Source organism: Thioalkalivibrio sp. ALE19, from assembly GCF_000428605.1.
In the GTDB taxonomy this organism is placed as follows: Bacteria; Pseudomonadota; Gammaproteobacteria; order Ectothiorhodospirales; family Ectothiorhodospiraceae; genus Thioalkalivibrio.
The window spans coordinates 1-13,967 of the sequence record NZ_AUAG01000008.1 but is presented as its reverse complement, the minus strand read 5'-3'; the positions used below and the strand labels follow the sequence as shown (position 1 = coordinate 13,967).

The following is a 13,967-nucleotide window of genomic DNA, read 5'->3' as shown; positions in this document are numbered from 1 at the left end:
GCCGCGTCAATGTTCGTCAATGGTGTAGAATCCGGATTTCATCCGCGCACAACGGTTCGCAACGAGGTTTCCGTGCTCCCAGTTTCCGCCCTGCCACGCCTGTTCGTCATCCTGATTGTGGCCCTGCTCCTGGCCGGCTGCGAAGGCTGGCGCGCCGATCCCACGGCCGGCTGGTCGGCCAGTCAGCTCTACAGCGAGGCCAAATCCGCCCTGGACAGCGGCAACTACAGTCAGGCCGTGGAATACTACGAGCTGCTGGAGGCCCGCTATCCGTTCGGACGCTTTGCCCAACAGGCGCAGATCGAGATCCCCTACGCGTATTACAAGGCCGGCGAACCGGAACCCGCGCTCGCCGCGGTGGACCGCTTCGAGCAGCTCAACCCGCGTCATCCGAACCTCGATTACGCCTACTACCTGCGCGGCCTGATCAACTTCAACCGCGACCAGGGCTTCCTCAGCAACGTGTTCCCGATGGATCCCACCGAGATGGACCAGGGCCCGCTGATGGACGCCTACGAGGACTTCGACCGGCTGATCCGCACCTTCCCGGACAGCCCGTACAGCGCCGACGCGCATCCGCGCATGGTGTTCATCCTCAACACCCTGGCCGCCAACGAGCTGCGCATCGCCGAATTCTACATGGAGCGCACCGCCTGGGTGGCCGCCGCCGAACGCGCGCGCCACGTGCTGGCGACCTACCCCAACGCCGACGTGACACCGCAGGCGCTGTCGGTGCTGTACCACTCCTATCGCGAGCTGGGTCTGGATGACCACGCCGACGCGACCCTGAGCGTGCTGGAACTGAACGATGCCGAGGCCGCGGTGGCGGTGCGCGGCGGCGAGCACCTGTCGGTGGAAGTGGAACGCGGCGGCCTGTGGCGCGCCTTCGAGCGCCTGCCGTTCTTCAACTGAACGGCGGCGCCCCGCGACAGACGGCCCGTCAGAGGGCCTCGCTGCCCTCCTCTCCGGTGCGGATGCGCACCACACGATCCATGTCGGAGACGAAGATCTTGCCGTCTCCGATCTTGCCGGTGCGCGAAGCCTTCACGATCGCGTCGATGCAGGCGTCCACGCGGTCATCGTCCACCACCAGCTCCAGCTTCACCTTGGGCAGGAAGTCGACCACGTACTCGGCCCCGCGGTAGAGCTCGGTGTGGCCCTTCTGCCGGCCGAACCCCTGGACCTCGGTGGCGGTCATCCCGGCGATGCCCATCTCGGTCAGGGCCTCGCGGACGTCTTCCAGCTTGAACGGCTTGATGATCGCCTCGATCTTCTTCATGCGAATCCCCCGGTCTGCGCCCGCGTCCGCGGGCGAATCGTGTGCGGTTGAGTGTACCAGACCACCGGCCTCATTCCGGACGGTAGCCGGAGGTGATGGGATAGCGGCGATCGCGGCCGAAGGCCCGCGGGCTGACCCGCACCCCGGGTGCGCCCTGGCGCCGCTTGTACTCGGCCCGCAGCACCATGCGCGCGGCCCGCTCGACGACCTCGCGCGGATGCCCCCGGGCCACGATGTCGGCCACCGAGGCCTCCTCTTCCACGAAGGCCTCCAGGATCGCGTCCAGCACGGGATAGGGCGGCAACGAGTCGGTATCCTCCTGCCCCGGCGCCAGCTCGGCGCTGGGCGGGCGTTCGATCACGCGCGCGGGAATCGCCTCGCCAAGGGTGTTGCGCCAGCGCGCCAGGCGCCAGACCCACTGCTTGGACACATCCTTCAGCGGGGCGAAGCCACCGTTCATGTCGCCGTACAGCGTGGCATACCCGACCGCCAGCTCGCTCTTGTTGCCGGTGGCCAGCAGCATGCGGCCGGTGCGGTTGGACAGGCCCATCAGGACCACCCCGCGCGAGCGGGACTGCAGGTTCTCCTCGGTCACGTCACCGGGCGCCGGCGGCACCGACGCCAGCGCACCGTCGAGCCCGCCGAGAAACGCCTGCACCATCGGCTCGATCGCCACCTCGTGGTAATCCAGCCCCAGGGTTTCGGCCTGGGCGCGGGCATCCTCGACCGACATCGACGCGGTATAGCGATAGGGCATCATCACCGCGGTGACCCGCTCCGGGCCCAGGGCATCGGTGGCCAGGGCCGCCGTCAGCCCGGAGTCGATGCCGCCGGACAGCCCCAGGATGACCCCGGGGAAGCCGTTCTTGTTGACGTAGTCACGGATGCCGGTGACCAGCGCGGCGTAGAGATCCGCGACTTCCGCATCCGCGGCGTGCGCGGAGCTGTCGGCCTCGGATACCGCCGCCGGCGCGGGCGGCAGCGGCGACACCCCTTCGGGCGCCACGGCCACGGGCCGGGGCCGTCCGGCGTCACCGGCCTCCAGCTCGACCAGCGCCAGCCCCTCCTGCCAGGGGTCGAGCAGGGCCTGCGGCGAGCCCTCGGGACCGGGGTGCAGAAAGCTGCGGCCATCGAACACCAGTTCGTCCTGGCCGCCCACCTGGTTGACGTAGAGCACCGGGCAACCGGTCTCGGCGACCCGCTCGGCCACCACCGCGGCACGCTCCGCCGGCTTGCCGCGATGGAACGGGGAGGCATTCAGATTGAGCAGCACGTCGGCCCCGGCGATGCGGGCATGCGCCGCCGGGGCCGGCTGCCAGATGTCCTCGCAGACCGTGACGCCCAGGCGCCAGCCACCCAGCTGGACCACGCAGGGCTCGTGCCCGGCATGGAAGTAGCGCACCTCGTCGAACACCGAGTAGTTGGGCAGGATGTGCTTGGCGTAGCTCGCGTGGATCGCACCGTTGCGCAGCCACACCGCGGCATTGGCCAGGCCTTCCTCAGTGCGCCGCGGGGCGCCCACCAGCAGGTCGATGCCGATGCTCACATCGGCCAGCCGCTCGAGCGCCGCGTCCACCGCATCCAGGAACGCGGGCCGCAGCAGCAGATCCTCGGGCGGATACCCGGTCAGCGCCAGCTCGGGGAACACCACCAGATGGGCCCCGGCCGCACGCGCCTGCTGCACGAACTCGCGCATCCGCCGCTCATTGGACTCCAGCGCCCCCACCACGGGGTTGAACTGGGCCAGGGCGATGCGTGGCGCTTGGGCAGTCATGTTCGAAGTGCGGGGATCAGCGACCGGAGACGCCAAGGGCCTGCTGCATGGCCTGGCCCAGTTCCGCCGGGCTCTCGGCCACCACGGCACCGGCGCCACGCAGGGCGTCCATCTTCTGCGCGGCGGTCCCCTGCCCGCCGGCGATGATCGCTCCGGCATGCCCCATGCGCCGCCCCGGCGGGGCCGTGGCCCCGGCGATGTAGGCGGCCACCGGCTTGTCGAATTCCTCACGGATGTAGCGCGCCGCGCGTTCCTCGGCGTCACCGCCGATTTCGCCGACCATCAGTACGCCGTCGGTCTCGGGGTCGTCGCGGAACATCCGCAGGCAGTCGACGAAATCCAGCCCCTGGATGGGATCGCCGCCGATGCCCACGCAGGTGCTCTGCCCCAGCCCCAGCGCGGTGGTCTGGTGCACGGCCTCGTAGGTCAGCGTGCCCGAGCGCGAGATGATCCCGATGCGTCCGCGGCTGTGGATGTAGCCGGGCATGATCCCCACCTTGCAGGCCTCCGGGGTGATGATCCCCGGGCAGTTGGGGCCGATCAGGCGGGTGCCGGTGTCGGCCAGCATCTGCTTGACCCGCACCATGTCCTGCACCGGGATGCCCTCGGTGATGCACACCGCCAGTTCGATCCCGGCATCGGCCGCCTCGCAGATGGCATCGGCGGCGAACGGTGCCGGCACGTAGATCATGCTGACCGTGGCGCCGGTGGCCGCCACCGCATCGGCCACGGTGTCGAACACCGGGCGATCGAGATGGCTCTGCCCGCCCTTGCCCGGGGTCACCCCGCCCACCAGGCGGGTGCCGTAGGCGATGGCCTGCTCGGAGTGGAAGCTGCCCTGCTTGCCGGTGAAGCCCTGGCAGATCACCCGGGTGTCGCGGTCGACCAGGATACTCATGCGGCGGCCTCCACCACGGCGCGCGCGGCCGCGTCCAGATCGGCGGCCGGGATCACGTCCAGGCCGGAATTCGCCAGGGCCTCGCGGCCCTGCTCGGCGTTGGTCCCCTCCAGACGCACCACTACCGGCACGTCCACCTGCACCTCGCGGATCGCGGCGATGATCCCCTCGGCGATCAGGTCGCAGCGCACGATGCCGCCGAAGATGTTCACCAGCACCGCCTGCACCGAGTCATCGGACAGGATCAGCTTGAAGGCGGCGGTCACCCGTTCCACGGTGGTTCCGCCGCCCACGTCGAGGAAGTTGGCCGGCTCGCCGCCGTGGTGCTGGATCAGGTCCATGGTCGCCATCGCCAGACCGGCGCCATTGACCATGCAGCCGATGGAGCCGTCCAGCGGGATGTAGTTGAGGTCGTGCTCGCGGGCGCGCTCCTCGGAGGGGTCGCGCTGGTTCGGATCGCGCAGCTCGACCAGCGCCGCCTGCCGGTAGGCGGCAGAGTCGTCCAGACTCAGCTTGGCATCCAGGGCCAGCAGCTCGCCGTCCCCGGTCTGCACCAGCGGGTTGATCTCCAGCAGCTGGGCATCCGTGCGGGTGAACAGGGCATGGGTGTTGGTCGCCAGCTGGGCCATCGCCTTCGCGGCCGCGCCCTCCAGCCCCAGGGCCGCGGCGATGCGCCGGCCGTGGAACGGCATGATCCCGGTCGCCGGGTGCACCGGCAGGGTCAGGATCGCCTCCGGGCGCTCGGCGGCCAGGGTCTCGATGTCCATGCCGCCCTCGGCGGAGACCACGAAGGTCAGGCACTCCCGCGAGCGATCAACCAGCAGGGCAAAGTAGAACTCGCGTGCGATGTCGGCCGCCGGTTCCAGCAGCACCCGCTCCACCGGCTGCCCCTCGGGCGCGTTCTGGTCAGTCACCAGACGCGTGCCGAGCATGCCGGCCGCCGCGTCCCGAGCGGCCTCGGCGTCCTCCACCAAGGTCACCCCGCCGGCCTTGCCGCGACCGCCGCTGTGCACCTGCGCCTTGACCAGCGCACGCCCCCCTCCCAGCTCGCGCCAGGCGTGCGCGGCAGCGTCCGCCGTGTCGACGACCCGGCCCTCGGGCACCGGGATCCCGGCGTCGCGAAACGCCGCCTTGGCCTGAAATTCGTGCAGATTCATGGCGGCGAGGATAGCGGCGCGCCACCGTGGCGACAACTGCCGGGACCCGCAGCGGGCGGGTGGCCGGATCGGGTAGACTGCGCGGCTTCACGCATACCCGCGACGATGCCGCATGACCCTGGCCCTGTTCGATCTCGACAATACCCTGCTCGCCGGCGACAGCGATCACGCCTGGAACGAGACCCTGATCGCCCGCGGGGCGGTGGACCGCGAGTCCTTCGCCGCGGGGAACGATCGGTTCTACGAGCAATACCTGGCCGGCACGCTGGACATCTTCGAGTTCTGCCGCTTCGCCTTCGCCCCGCTGGCGGAGCAGCCCCGCGAGCGGCTGGAGGCCTGGCGCGAGGCCTTCATGCAGGAGGTCATCGAGCCGATGATCGCACCGGCCGCCCATGCGTTGCTGCAGCACCATCGCGAGGCCGGCGACGAGCTGGTGATCATCACCGCGACCAACCAGTTCGTCACCGCTCCGATCGCGCAGCACCTGGGGGTGCCGAATCTGCTGGCCACCATCGCGGAGGAGCGCGACGGTCGCTTCACCGGCGAGGTCGCCGGCACGCCCTGCTTCCAGCATGGCAAGGTGGATCGTCTGCACGCCTTCCTCGCCGACCACCACGACGATCCCGACGCGGTGATGGCGCAGGCCTGTTTCTACAGCGATTCGCGCAACGACATCCCGCTGCTGGAACGGGTGGGCCGGCCGGTGGCCGTGGACCCGGACCCGACCCTGGACGCACACGCCCGGGAACAGGGGTGGGAACGCCTGACCCTGCGGGCCGGGGCGCAGCCGGTCGCACTGGACTGAGGCCGCCGCCCGCCCGGGCAGGCCGTCAGGCCGGGTTGAACACGCCGTCCAGCGCGGCCAGACGCTGGCCCGCCGGGGTCAGGGCGCGGCCGGCCTCGTTCATCGCCGCGCGCCAGCCGGCGATCAGCTCGGGCAGGGCCTCGACCACCTGACGGCGCCGCAGCCGCCCGGTGCCGGACATCGGCCACATCGGCCGGTAGTCGCAGTTGTCGGCCGCATCGCAGACCATCACGCCCCATTCGCACCGGGTCACGTCGTGCTCGTGTTCGCGCACCACGATGCGGTAGGCCCCTTCGGCGTTCATGTCCGCCATGCCCACCCCGGGCCCGACGTGCTCCACCTGCAGTTCGGCGGCGATCGCGTTCAGCTCCGCCTCCAGCGCCTGCAGGGCGTTGTCCGCCGCGGCGGTCAGCCCCGACTCTCCGCGCGCCACCGCCAGCAGCGGCTGCGCCTGTTCCACATCGAACTCCGTGCTCATGCTGCGTACACTCCCCTGCTGAAATGGCATGCCCCGGGCCGCGGGGCGCGCGAACCATAGCACGGGAGACCGCGAGATGACCCATCCCCCCATCGCCCTGACCATTGCCGGTTCGGACCCCGGGGGCGGCGCCGGCCTGCAGGCGGACCTGACGACCTTCACCCGGCTGGGGGTGCACGGGGCCACGGCGGTTACCGCCATCACCGTGCAGGACACCCGCAACGTGATCGACTTCAGCGTGCTGCCGGCCGCCCGGCTGCGCGCGCAGATCGAGGCCACGCTGGCGGACCTGGACGTGGGCGCGATCAAGATCGGCATGCTTGGCTCGGTGGAGAACGTGGAAACCGCCGCCGCGCTGCTGGGCGCGCACCCGCATATCCCGGCGGTGCTCGACCCGGTGATGGTCGCCGGCGGCGGGGGCGAACTGGCGACCGAGGCGGTGATCGACGCGACCCGCGAGATCCTGCTCCCGCGCGCCACCCTGATCACCCCCAACGGTCCGGAGGCGCACGCCCTGGCCGGGCACGACACCCCGGAGCACCAGGGCCCCGCCCTGCGCGAACGCGGCGCGCGCAACGTGCTGATCACCGGTGGCCACGAGGGCGGCGAGGACGAGCCGATCCGGAACCGGCTGTTCCGCGAGGACGGCCACCAGCGGATGTTCGAACTGCCGCGCCACCCGGCCGGTTTCCACGGTTCCGGCTGCACCCTGGCCGCCGCCATCGCCGCCTTCCTCGCCCGCGGGCGCGACCTGGAACCGGCGGTGATCGAGGCACAGAACTTCATGAACCACGCCGTGCAGACCGGCTACGCCCCCGGACAGGGCCAGCACGTGCCCAACCGCCTGTGCCCGGCCAGCCATGACTGAACCTGTAACCGAGCGCGCGCCCCTGCGCGGGCTGTACTTCGTCACGCCCGCCCCGCCGCCCGGGGCCGATCCGCTGCCGGCCCACACCGACGCGGCCGCCGCCGCACTGGCCGGCGGGGCCTGCTGCGTCCAGCTGCGCGACAAATACCTGGAAGGGGAAGCACAGGAGACCGTGGCACGGGCGCTCGCCCGGCTCTGCCACGACCACGGGGCGTATTTCATCGTCAACGACGACGTGGAGCTCGCCGCGCGCATCGGCGCCGACGGGGTGCACCTGGGGCGCGACGACCCCGACCCGGCCGGCGCCCGCGCCCGTCTGGGGGACGCGGCGGTGATCGGCGTTTCCTGCTACAACGAGCTGGCGCGCGCGCGGGCGGCGCAGGCGGCCGGGGCCGATTACGTCGCCTTCGGCTCGATGTTTCCGTCACCGACCAAGCCGGAGGCGGTACGGGCCACGCCGGAACTGATCCGCCAGGCCCGGCGCGAACTCGCCGTGGCGATCTGCGCGATCGGCGGCATTACCGCGGACAACGCCGCGCAGGTGGTGGCCGCCGGCGCCGACATGGTCGCGGTGATCCAGGGCATCAGCGCCGCCCCCGACCCCGAGGCCGCCGCCCGCCGCATCGCCGCGCTTTTCCGCACGGCTTAGTCCCGGGCATACACCTCTTTGCACCGCCGCCGCCCCGTCGCTAAGGTTGCGGGGTTGCACGGTCGGGGCTGCGGCCCCGACCCCGCTCCCAACTCCCATTGCAGACAGGACACCGCCATGCAGGAAACGCTTCGCCTCTTTGAAGCCGCCAGGAACCGGATCCCCGGCGGCGTGAACTCCCCGGTGCGCGCCTTCAAGGGCGTCGGCGGGACCCCCATCTTCATGGACCGCGCCAACGGCGCCTACATGTGGGATGCCGACGGCAAGCGCTACATCGACTACATCGGCTCCTGGGGTCCGATGGTCGCCGGGCACGCCCACCCCGAGGTGATCGAGGCCGTGCGCGAGGCCTGCAACAACGGCCTGTCCTTCGGCTGCCCGACGCGGCTGGAAAGCGAGATGGCCGAGAAGATGTGCGAGCTGGTCCCGTCCATGGACATGGTGCGCATGACCAACTCGGGCTCCGAGGCCACCATGAGCGCGATCCGCCTGGCGCGCGGCTATACCGGCCGCGACCGCATCGTGAAGTTCGAGGGCAACTACCATGGCCACGGCGATTCCCTGCTGGTGAAGGCCGGCTCCGGCGCCCTGACCCTCGGCCAGCCGAGCTCGCCCGGCGTGCCGGCCGAACTGGCGGCGCTGACCAGCACGCTCAGCTACAACGACCCCGAGGGCGTGCGCGAGTTCTTCCGCGAGAAGGGCGAGGAGGTCGCCTGCATCATCGTCGAACCGATCGCCGGGAACATGAACTGCATCCCGCCGGTGCCGGGCTTCCTCGAGACCCTGCGCGAGGTGTGCGACGAATACGGCACGGTGCTGATCTTCGACGAGGTGATGACCGGTTTCCGCGTGTCCGCGAACTGCGCCCAGGGCTATCTGGGCGTCACCCCGGACCTGACCACCCTGGGCAAGATCATCGGCGGCGGCATGCCGGTGGGCGCCTTCGGCGGCCGCCGCGAGATCATGGAGCAGCTGTCCCCGCTGGGGCCGATCTATCAGGCCGGTACCCTGTCCGGGAACCCGATCGCGATGACCGCCGGGATCCGCACCCTGGACATCCTCAGCCGCCCGGGCTTCCATCAGGACCTGGAGGAACGCACGCGCAAGGTCGTCGCGGGCTTCGAGGAGGCCGCGCGCGAGGCCGGCGTGGCCCTGACCACCAATCAGGTCCCGGGCATGTTCGGGCTGTTCTTCAGCGAGGAGAAGGTCACCGATTTCGCCGGCACCACCGCCAGCGACACCGCGGCCTTCGGACGCTTCTTCCACGCGATGCTGGAAGAGGGGATCTATCTCGCGCCCTCGGCCTTCGAGGCCGGCTTCATGTCCAGCGCGCACTCCGACGCGGACATCGAGGCCACCGTCGAGGCCGCACGCAAGTGCTTCAAGGCGCTGGACGCCTGACCGTCACGCCCCGGCGGGTCGGCACCGATGCGCGGACCTGTCGCCCTGAGCGTGGCCGGGCTGGCCCTTCTGGCGCTGGCCTGGGTCGCGCTGAGCGGGGCCTTTCAGGGCCTGGCCGAAGACTTCGAGGGTCCGGGCAGCACCGAGGTGGAGATCCCGCGCGCCGGTGACTATCGCCTGTGGCTGTACACCCGGACCTACCTCGACGGGACCTTCCGCGAGTTCCCCGAGCAACTTCCGGACGGAACCCGGGTCGTCGCCCGGACGCCGGACGGGGACAAAGCCATCCGGCTGCAGTCATCGCGGGCCACCCTGACGTACACCTCCGGGCAGACCGAACGGGTGGCCCTGGGACGATTCCATTTCCCGGAACCGGGGACGTACACGATCCTCGTCGAAGGGATGGAAGACGCGCATGCCTTCACCCTCCGCGAGGTGCGCTTCCTCGAGCACGCCCGGCGTGCCGCCCTGTTCGGGATCCCCGGCGTGGTGATGTTCCTCGCGGGTATCGTCTGGGGCATCGTGGTCGCCACTTCCGGACGCCGCGACGAGGAACCCGGTTCGTGACGCCCGCTGACGCCCCCCGGCCATGCACCTGATCGACGCGCTGGCGGCCACGCCCGCCGGGCTGGCCGTGCTGTTCGTGGTCCTGGGCCTGATCACCGGCATCCCGGCCGGGCTGTTCGGGATCGGTGGCGGGCTGGTGCTGGTGCCGGTGTTCGTCGCGGTCTTCACCGTACTGGGCTTTCCCGAGGCGGGGCTGGTGCAGCTGGCGGTGGGCTCGTCACTGGGGGCGATCATCCCCACCGCGCTGCTGTCGGCGCGGGCCCACCACCGCCGTGGCGGGGTGGACGGCGAAGCCGTGCGCCGGCTGCTGCCGGGGATCATCGGCGGAGCCCTGCTGGGTGCCGGCCTGGCCACCCAGCTCGACAGCGACCACCTCGGGCGGATCTTCGGCGCCTTCGAGGTCGCGATCGGTCTCTGGATGCTGCTCAACGTTCAACCGCCTCGCAAGCCAGTCCCGCGCCGCGGCGTGTGGCTGGGCGGGGGCGGCATCATTGGTGCGGTGTCCGCACTGATCGGGATCGGCGGCGGCACCCTGACCACCCCCTTCCTGGTCAGCCAGGGGCTGGAACTGCGCCGCGCCATCGGTTCGGCCGCGGCCCTCGGAGTGCCCATCTCCATCGGCGCAACCCTGGTGTTTGCCCTGCCGCAATGGACCGCGACCACCCCGGCCACCCCGGAATGGAGCCTGGGGTATCTCTACCTGCCGGCCATCGCCGGGGTGGTCGCGGGTACCGCCATCAGCGTGCGCGCCGGGGTCTGGCTGGCGCACCATCTGCCGGTCGCGGTGCTGCGCCGTGGCTTCGCCGGGGTGCTGATCCTCGCCGGCCTGCTGATGCTCCTGCGCTGACTCCGGCCCGGCGGTGCGGGGATCCGCAACCGCAGGGGGCGGCGCTCCCGCGCCGCATCGCGCAGGGGGCTGCGCTCCCACAAGGGGTGGGGCACCCCGGACTGCAGGAGGCCAGCCCTCTGGCCGACCGGGACTCAGCCGTTCGGCGAGGTGATGCCCGTGAGGATCGCGGTCACCCCCAGCACGGCCGCGACCAGCACGCCTTCAACCGCGATGCTGCGCCGCAGGCGCCGGGGTGCCGTGGTGTCACCGCGTGAGAATGCCGGCACCAAACGCCACTTGTTCAGCGCGGCCAGCAGCAGGAGCAGCGCCACCAGCAGCACCTTGGCGAGCAGGAACTGTCCCCAGGCGGTAGTAAACAGGGGTGTCACGCCGCCCGCCAGCAACACCGCGAGAACCGCGCCCGCAAGCACCAGCAGGCCCACCACAAACAATGCGATACGCCCGAAACGTTCGAGGATGCGGGCGGCCGCCGGATCCGCTGCGGGTTGTCCCGCCAGGCGATAAAGCGGCCACAGCGAACCAATCCAGAACGCGGCCGCCAGCAGGTGCAGGATCAGCAGGCCGCCCAGCAGCACGCGCGGTTCGCCGGCCGTATGCCCGACCTGCACGAAGGCAAGCATCACCAGCAGGACGCCACCCAGACTCAGACCGTACCCCACCCCCGGCAAACGCCGGGCATCCAGCAGGATCGCCTGCACCAGCAGCAGGCCGCTCACGGCCAGCACCAGCCGGGTTCCCTGCGCCCCGTCGAACACCATCCCCAGCATCGCCGGATCAAACGCGGCGGACACATTCCCGCCCCCGAGATACCCCGCCTGCAATGGCCACTTGACCAGGACCAGCGCGATCGCGGCCCAGGCCGCGATCGCACCCGTACGGCTGGCCGCCCGGCGCGCCGGATCGGGCAGATCCGGAAACGCCAGACGGAACAGCACCGCCCCGGCCGCCAGCAGGGCGCCGGCATGGAACCCGGCCGCCACCAGGATCATGGCGACCGTCCAGGCATCCACCCCGGCCAGCGCGGACAGCCAGGCCACGCCTCAGTTCTCCACGGTAAAGCGGAAGGTCCCGGACATCATGTGGCCATCACGGGCCAGACCGCGCCAGCGCACCTCGTAGCGCCCCGGTTCCAGGTCGCCGGCCGGACGCACATGGTATTCCTCGGTGGGGTCATTCCCCGGCCCGCCTTCCAGCGATACCCGGCCCTGCGGCCCGACCACGTCGAACTGGGTGATGCGCATCGCGCCATCGAAGTGGATCCCGATCTCCTCGGGGGTGCCCTCAACCGTGGAACCATCCTCGGGAACCTGGCCCATCTGACCCTCGTGGGCGGTCAACGGGGCAGCGAAAGCCAGCAGCAGGGCCGCAAGGCCGGACAGCAGGGTATTGCGCGTGATCATCGTCATGATTTCATCCTTTTCGTTGTTCGGGTGCAGTCGTGTCGTGTCAGCGTCCGCCGGCCACGGGCCACCGGGGGACGCCTTGCAGCGTCCCCGGCTGCCCGCGCCGGTGGAACTCAGTGGTTGTGGCCGTCGTGGCCGCCGTGTCCTCCATGCCCCCCGTGCCCACCATGGGCATCACGATCGGGGGTCGGGAGCTTGTCGGAGTCGGCATCCGCCAGCTTGCCGCGACGTACGGGGCTGCCGAATTCGGGGTCGTCGCTCACCTTGTGGGCCACCTCCCCGTCCGGGTGCCAGTACCACCCCGGGTCGCGGAAATCCCCGGGCTCGAGGTCGTCGCGCACCTTGATCAGGGTGAACATCCCGCCCATGCCGATGTTGCCGAACGGGCCGTGGCCCATGCCCATCGCCAGGGTGTTTTCCGGGCCCGGCATGTGGCCACCGTCGGTGTGGTCCTGGTGATCCGCCATGCCGTGCTCGCCCATGGCCATGTAGCCCGGCAGGATGCTGCGGATCTCTTCTTCTATGCCGGACTGATCCACCCCCAGGGGATTGGCGATGCCATGCCCCATCGGGTTCATGGTGTGGTGGGTCATGTGGCAGTGGAACGCCCAGTCGCCCGGCGGTGCGATGAACTCGATATCCCGGGTCTGGCCGACCGCGACGATCTCGGTGGTCTCCTTGCGCCACTGCTCGCGCGGCCAGCGCCCGCCATCGGAACCGGTGACCTCGAACGACACCCCGTGCACGTGCATCGGGTGGTTCCACATCGACAGGTTGCCCATGCGGATGCGCACGCGCTCGCCGGTCTTCGCCACCAGCGAGTCGATGGCCGGGAACACCTTCGAGTTCATCGACCACAGGTCGAAGTCGACCATGATCGACGGATCCGGCGTGCGCGTGCCCGGGTGCAGGCCCCAGTTGTGCAGCAGGATCGCGTAGTCGCGGTCCACCGGCTCGATCTCGCCGTCCTTCGGGTGGATGATGAACATCCCCATCATCCCCATCGCCATCTGCACCATCTCGTCGGCATGCGGGTGATACATGTGCGTGCCGTGCTGGTTCAGCTCGAACTCGTAGACGAAGGTCTCGCCCGGATGGATCGGCGGCTGGGTCACGCCCTTCACCCCGTCCATGCCCGAGGGCAGGTGGATGCCGTGCCAGTGCACCGAAGTGTATTCCGGCAGGCGATTGGTCACGTAGATGCGGACCCGGTCGCCCTCCACCGCCTCGATGGTCGGCCCCGGGGTGGTGCCGTTGTAGCCCCAGCACTTCGCCACCGAGCCGGGCGCGAACTCGTGCTCGATCTCCTCGGCGACCAGGTGGAACTCCTTCACCCCGTTGTTCATTTCATACGGCAGGGTCCAGCCGTTCGGCGTGTGCACCGGCATGTAGCCCTGTTCGGTGCGCTCGCCGGGCGTGGCGTCGCCCTCGTTGTGGTGCTCGTGACCCGTTTCGGCCATCACCCGGGTCAGGGTGGTTGCCGGCAGCATTGCCGCGCCGGCGGCCAGCAGGAAATTACGCCGTTTCATCAGTGATGCCCTCCGTGACCGTTGTCGCCGTGGTCACCGTGATCGCCATGGTCGTGATCCTCGTGATCTCCGTGATCTCCGTGATCTCCGTGGTCCCCGTGGTCCCCGTGGTCCCCGTGGTCCCCGTGGTCCCCGTGGTCCCCGTGGTCCCCGTGGTCACCGTGGTCACCGTGGTCACCGTGGTCACCGTGGTCACCGTGGTCGTGGTCCATCGCGGACGGATCATGTTCGAGACCGTCGGTTTCAAGGTACCCCTCGTCACCCGGCGCCCCGCCCGGCAGTTCACCGGCCACGGTAAAGGTCAGATCC

The 13,967-nt window shown here is 70.3% G+C and carries 16 protein-coding genes; 8 read left to right on the top strand and 8 right to left on the bottom strand.

The genetic code is table 11. The features are described from left to right. Nucleotides 1–9: 9 nt before the first annotated feature. Complete coding sequence (locus F787_RS0104045; protein ID WP_019591095.1) at nt 10–912, top strand: outer membrane protein assembly factor BamD; 903 nt, start codon at nt 10–12, stop codon at nt 910–912. A 28-nt stretch (nt 913–940) separates the two neighbouring features. Here the strand turns inward: F787_RS0104045 and F787_RS0104040 are convergent, their stop codons facing one another. The 4 genes from F787_RS0104040 to sucC all read right to left on the bottom strand — a co-directional run bounded on the left by F787_RS0104040 (nt 941) and on the right by sucC (nt 5,108). Then, nucleotides 941–1,279, bottom strand: a complete 339-nt coding sequence (locus F787_RS0104040; RefSeq protein ID WP_018870362.1) for a P-II family nitrogen regulator — start codon at nt 1,277–1,279, stop codon at nt 941–943. A gap of 70 nt (nt 1,280–1,349) precedes the next feature. Next, nucleotides 1,350–3,053 (bottom strand): NAD+ synthase, encoded by a 1,704-nt coding sequence (locus F787_RS0104035; RefSeq protein ID WP_028491381.1) that lies wholly within the window; start codon nt 3,051–3,053, stop codon nt 1,350–1,352. A 16-nt stretch (nt 3,054–3,069) separates the two neighbouring features. Beyond that, a complete protein-coding gene (gene sucD, locus F787_RS0104030; RefSeq protein ID WP_018935809.1) occupies nt 3,070–3,951 on the bottom strand; it encodes a succinate--CoA ligase subunit alpha in 882 nt (293 codons plus the stop codon). Then, complete coding sequence (sucC, locus tag F787_RS0104025; protein ID WP_028491380.1) at nt 3,948–5,108, bottom strand: ADP-forming succinate--CoA ligase subunit beta; 1,161 nt, start codon at nt 5,106–5,108, stop codon at nt 3,948–3,950. The genes sucD and sucC overlap by 4 nt, the downstream gene beginning before the upstream one ends. Before the next feature lie 112 nt (nt 5,109–5,220). Between sucC and F787_RS0104020 the strand changes: the two genes are divergently transcribed. Beyond that, complete coding sequence (locus tag F787_RS0104020; protein WP_028491379.1) at nt 5,221–5,913, top strand: HAD family phosphatase; 693 nt, start codon at nt 5,221–5,223, stop codon at nt 5,911–5,913. 25 nt (nt 5,914–5,938) lie between these two features. Here F787_RS0104020 and F787_RS0104015 read toward each other — a convergent pair whose 3' ends face one another. After that, the gene (locus tag F787_RS0104015) at nt 5,939–6,391 is read right to left on the bottom strand and encodes a hypothetical protein (protein WP_018870367.1); all 453 of its coding nucleotides are present in this window, start codon (nt 6,389–6,391) and stop codon (nt 5,939–5,941) included. A gap of 76 nt (nt 6,392–6,467) precedes the next feature. Between F787_RS0104015 and thiD the strand changes: the two genes are divergently transcribed. From thiD to F787_RS0103990, 5 genes are all read left to right on the top strand, one after another. Continuing rightward, a complete protein-coding gene (gene thiD / locus F787_RS0104010; protein WP_028491378.1) occupies nt 6,468–7,259 on the top strand; it encodes a bifunctional hydroxymethylpyrimidine kinase/phosphomethylpyrimidine kinase in 792 nt (263 codons plus the stop codon). Further along, nucleotides 7,252–7,908, top strand: a complete 657-nt coding sequence (gene thiE / locus F787_RS0104005) for a thiamine phosphate synthase (RefSeq protein ID WP_028491377.1) — start codon at nt 7,252–7,254, stop codon at nt 7,906–7,908. Before thiD ends, thiE begins: the two co-directional genes overlap by 8 nt. 117 nt (nt 7,909–8,025) lie before the next feature. After that, nucleotides 8,026–9,309: a glutamate-1-semialdehyde 2,1-aminomutase gene (gene hemL, locus F787_RS0104000; RefSeq protein WP_028491376.1), complete on the top strand. Its 1,284-nt coding sequence runs from the start codon at nt 8,026–8,028 to the stop codon at nt 9,307–9,309. Between the two features lie 27 nt (nt 9,310–9,336). Next, on the top strand, nt 9,337–9,876 hold the full coding sequence (locus F787_RS0103995) for a hypothetical protein (protein WP_028491375.1): 540 nt from the start codon (nt 9,337–9,339) through the stop codon (nt 9,874–9,876). Between the two features lie 22 nt (nt 9,877–9,898). Then, a complete protein-coding gene (locus F787_RS0103990) occupies nt 9,899–10,723 on the top strand; it encodes a sulfite exporter TauE/SafE family protein (RefSeq protein WP_081694078.1) in 825 nt (274 codons plus the stop codon). Nucleotides 10,724–10,857: 134 nt separating this feature from the next. Here the strand turns inward: F787_RS0103990 and F787_RS0103985 are convergent, their stop codons facing one another. The 3 genes from F787_RS0103985 to F787_RS0103975 all read right to left on the bottom strand — a co-directional run bounded on the left by F787_RS0103985 (nt 10,858) and on the right by F787_RS0103975 (nt 13,658). Next, nucleotides 10,858–11,763 carry a copper resistance D family protein gene (locus F787_RS0103985; RefSeq protein ID WP_028491373.1) on the bottom strand — a complete coding sequence of 302 codons (906 nt, stop codon included), beginning with the start codon at nt 11,761–11,763 and terminating at the stop codon, nt 10,858–10,860. 3 nt (nt 11,764–11,766) lie between these two features. Next, the gene (locus F787_RS0103980; protein ID WP_028491372.1) at nt 11,767–12,135 is read right to left on the bottom strand and encodes a copper resistance CopC family protein; all 369 of its coding nucleotides are present in this window, start codon (nt 12,133–12,135) and stop codon (nt 11,767–11,769) included. A 107-nt stretch (nt 12,136–12,242) separates the two neighbouring features. Next, nucleotides 12,243–13,658 carry a multicopper oxidase family protein gene (locus F787_RS0103975; protein WP_028491371.1) on the bottom strand — a complete coding sequence of 472 codons (1,416 nt, stop codon included), beginning with the start codon at nt 13,656–13,658 and terminating at the stop codon, nt 12,243–12,245. A gap of 14 nt (nt 13,659–13,672) precedes the next feature. Between F787_RS0103975 and F787_RS17310 the strand changes: the two genes are divergently transcribed. Continuing rightward, the coding region (locus F787_RS17310; RefSeq protein WP_304412510.1) for a hypothetical protein at nt 13,673–13,967 on the top strand (295 nt) is incomplete at its 3' end.

What these genes read in the sequence shown, in the direction of transcription:
- F787_RS0104040 (WP_018870362.1), bottom strand. Translation starts at nt 1,279, where the DNA reads ATGAAGAAGATCGAGGCGATCATCAAGCCGTTCAAGCTGGAAGACGTC.
- F787_RS0103995 (WP_028491375.1), top strand. Translation starts at nt 9,337, where the DNA reads ATGCGCGGACCTGTCGCCCTGAGCGTGGCCGGGCTGGCCCTTCTGGCG.
- F787_RS0104015 (WP_018870367.1), bottom strand. Translation starts at nt 6,391, where the DNA reads ATGAGCACGGAGTTCGATGTGGAACAGGCGCAGCCGCTGCTGGCGGTG.
- F787_RS0103990 (WP_081694078.1), top strand. Translation starts at nt 9,899, where the DNA reads ATGCACCTGATCGACGCGCTGGCGGCCACGCCCGCCGGGCTGGCCGTG.
- F787_RS0103975 (WP_028491371.1), bottom strand. Translation starts at nt 13,658, where the DNA reads ATGAAACGGCGTAATTTCCTGCTGGCCGCCGGCGCGGCAATGCTGCCG.
- F787_RS0104045 (WP_019591095.1), top strand. Translation starts at nt 10, where the DNA reads ATGTTCGTCAATGGTGTAGAATCCGGATTTCATCCGCGCACAACGGTT.
- hemL (WP_028491376.1), top strand. Translation starts at nt 8,026, where the DNA reads ATGCAGGAAACGCTTCGCCTCTTTGAAGCCGCCAGGAACCGGATCCCC.
- thiE (WP_028491377.1), top strand. Translation starts at nt 7,252, where the DNA reads ATGACTGAACCTGTAACCGAGCGCGCGCCCCTGCGCGGGCTGTACTTC.
- sucD (WP_018935809.1), bottom strand. Translation starts at nt 3,951, where the DNA reads ATGAGTATCCTGGTCGACCGCGACACCCGGGTGATCTGCCAGGGCTTC.
- thiD (WP_028491378.1), top strand. Translation starts at nt 6,468, where the DNA reads ATGACCCATCCCCCCATCGCCCTGACCATTGCCGGTTCGGACCCCGGG.
- sucC (WP_028491380.1), bottom strand. Translation starts at nt 5,108, where the DNA reads ATGAATCTGCACGAATTTCAGGCCAAGGCGGCGTTTCGCGACGCCGGG.
- F787_RS0104035 (WP_028491381.1), bottom strand. Translation starts at nt 3,053, where the DNA reads ATGACTGCCCAAGCGCCACGCATCGCCCTGGCCCAGTTCAACCCCGTG.
- F787_RS0104020 (WP_028491379.1), top strand. Translation starts at nt 5,221, where the DNA reads ATGACCCTGGCCCTGTTCGATCTCGACAATACCCTGCTCGCCGGCGAC.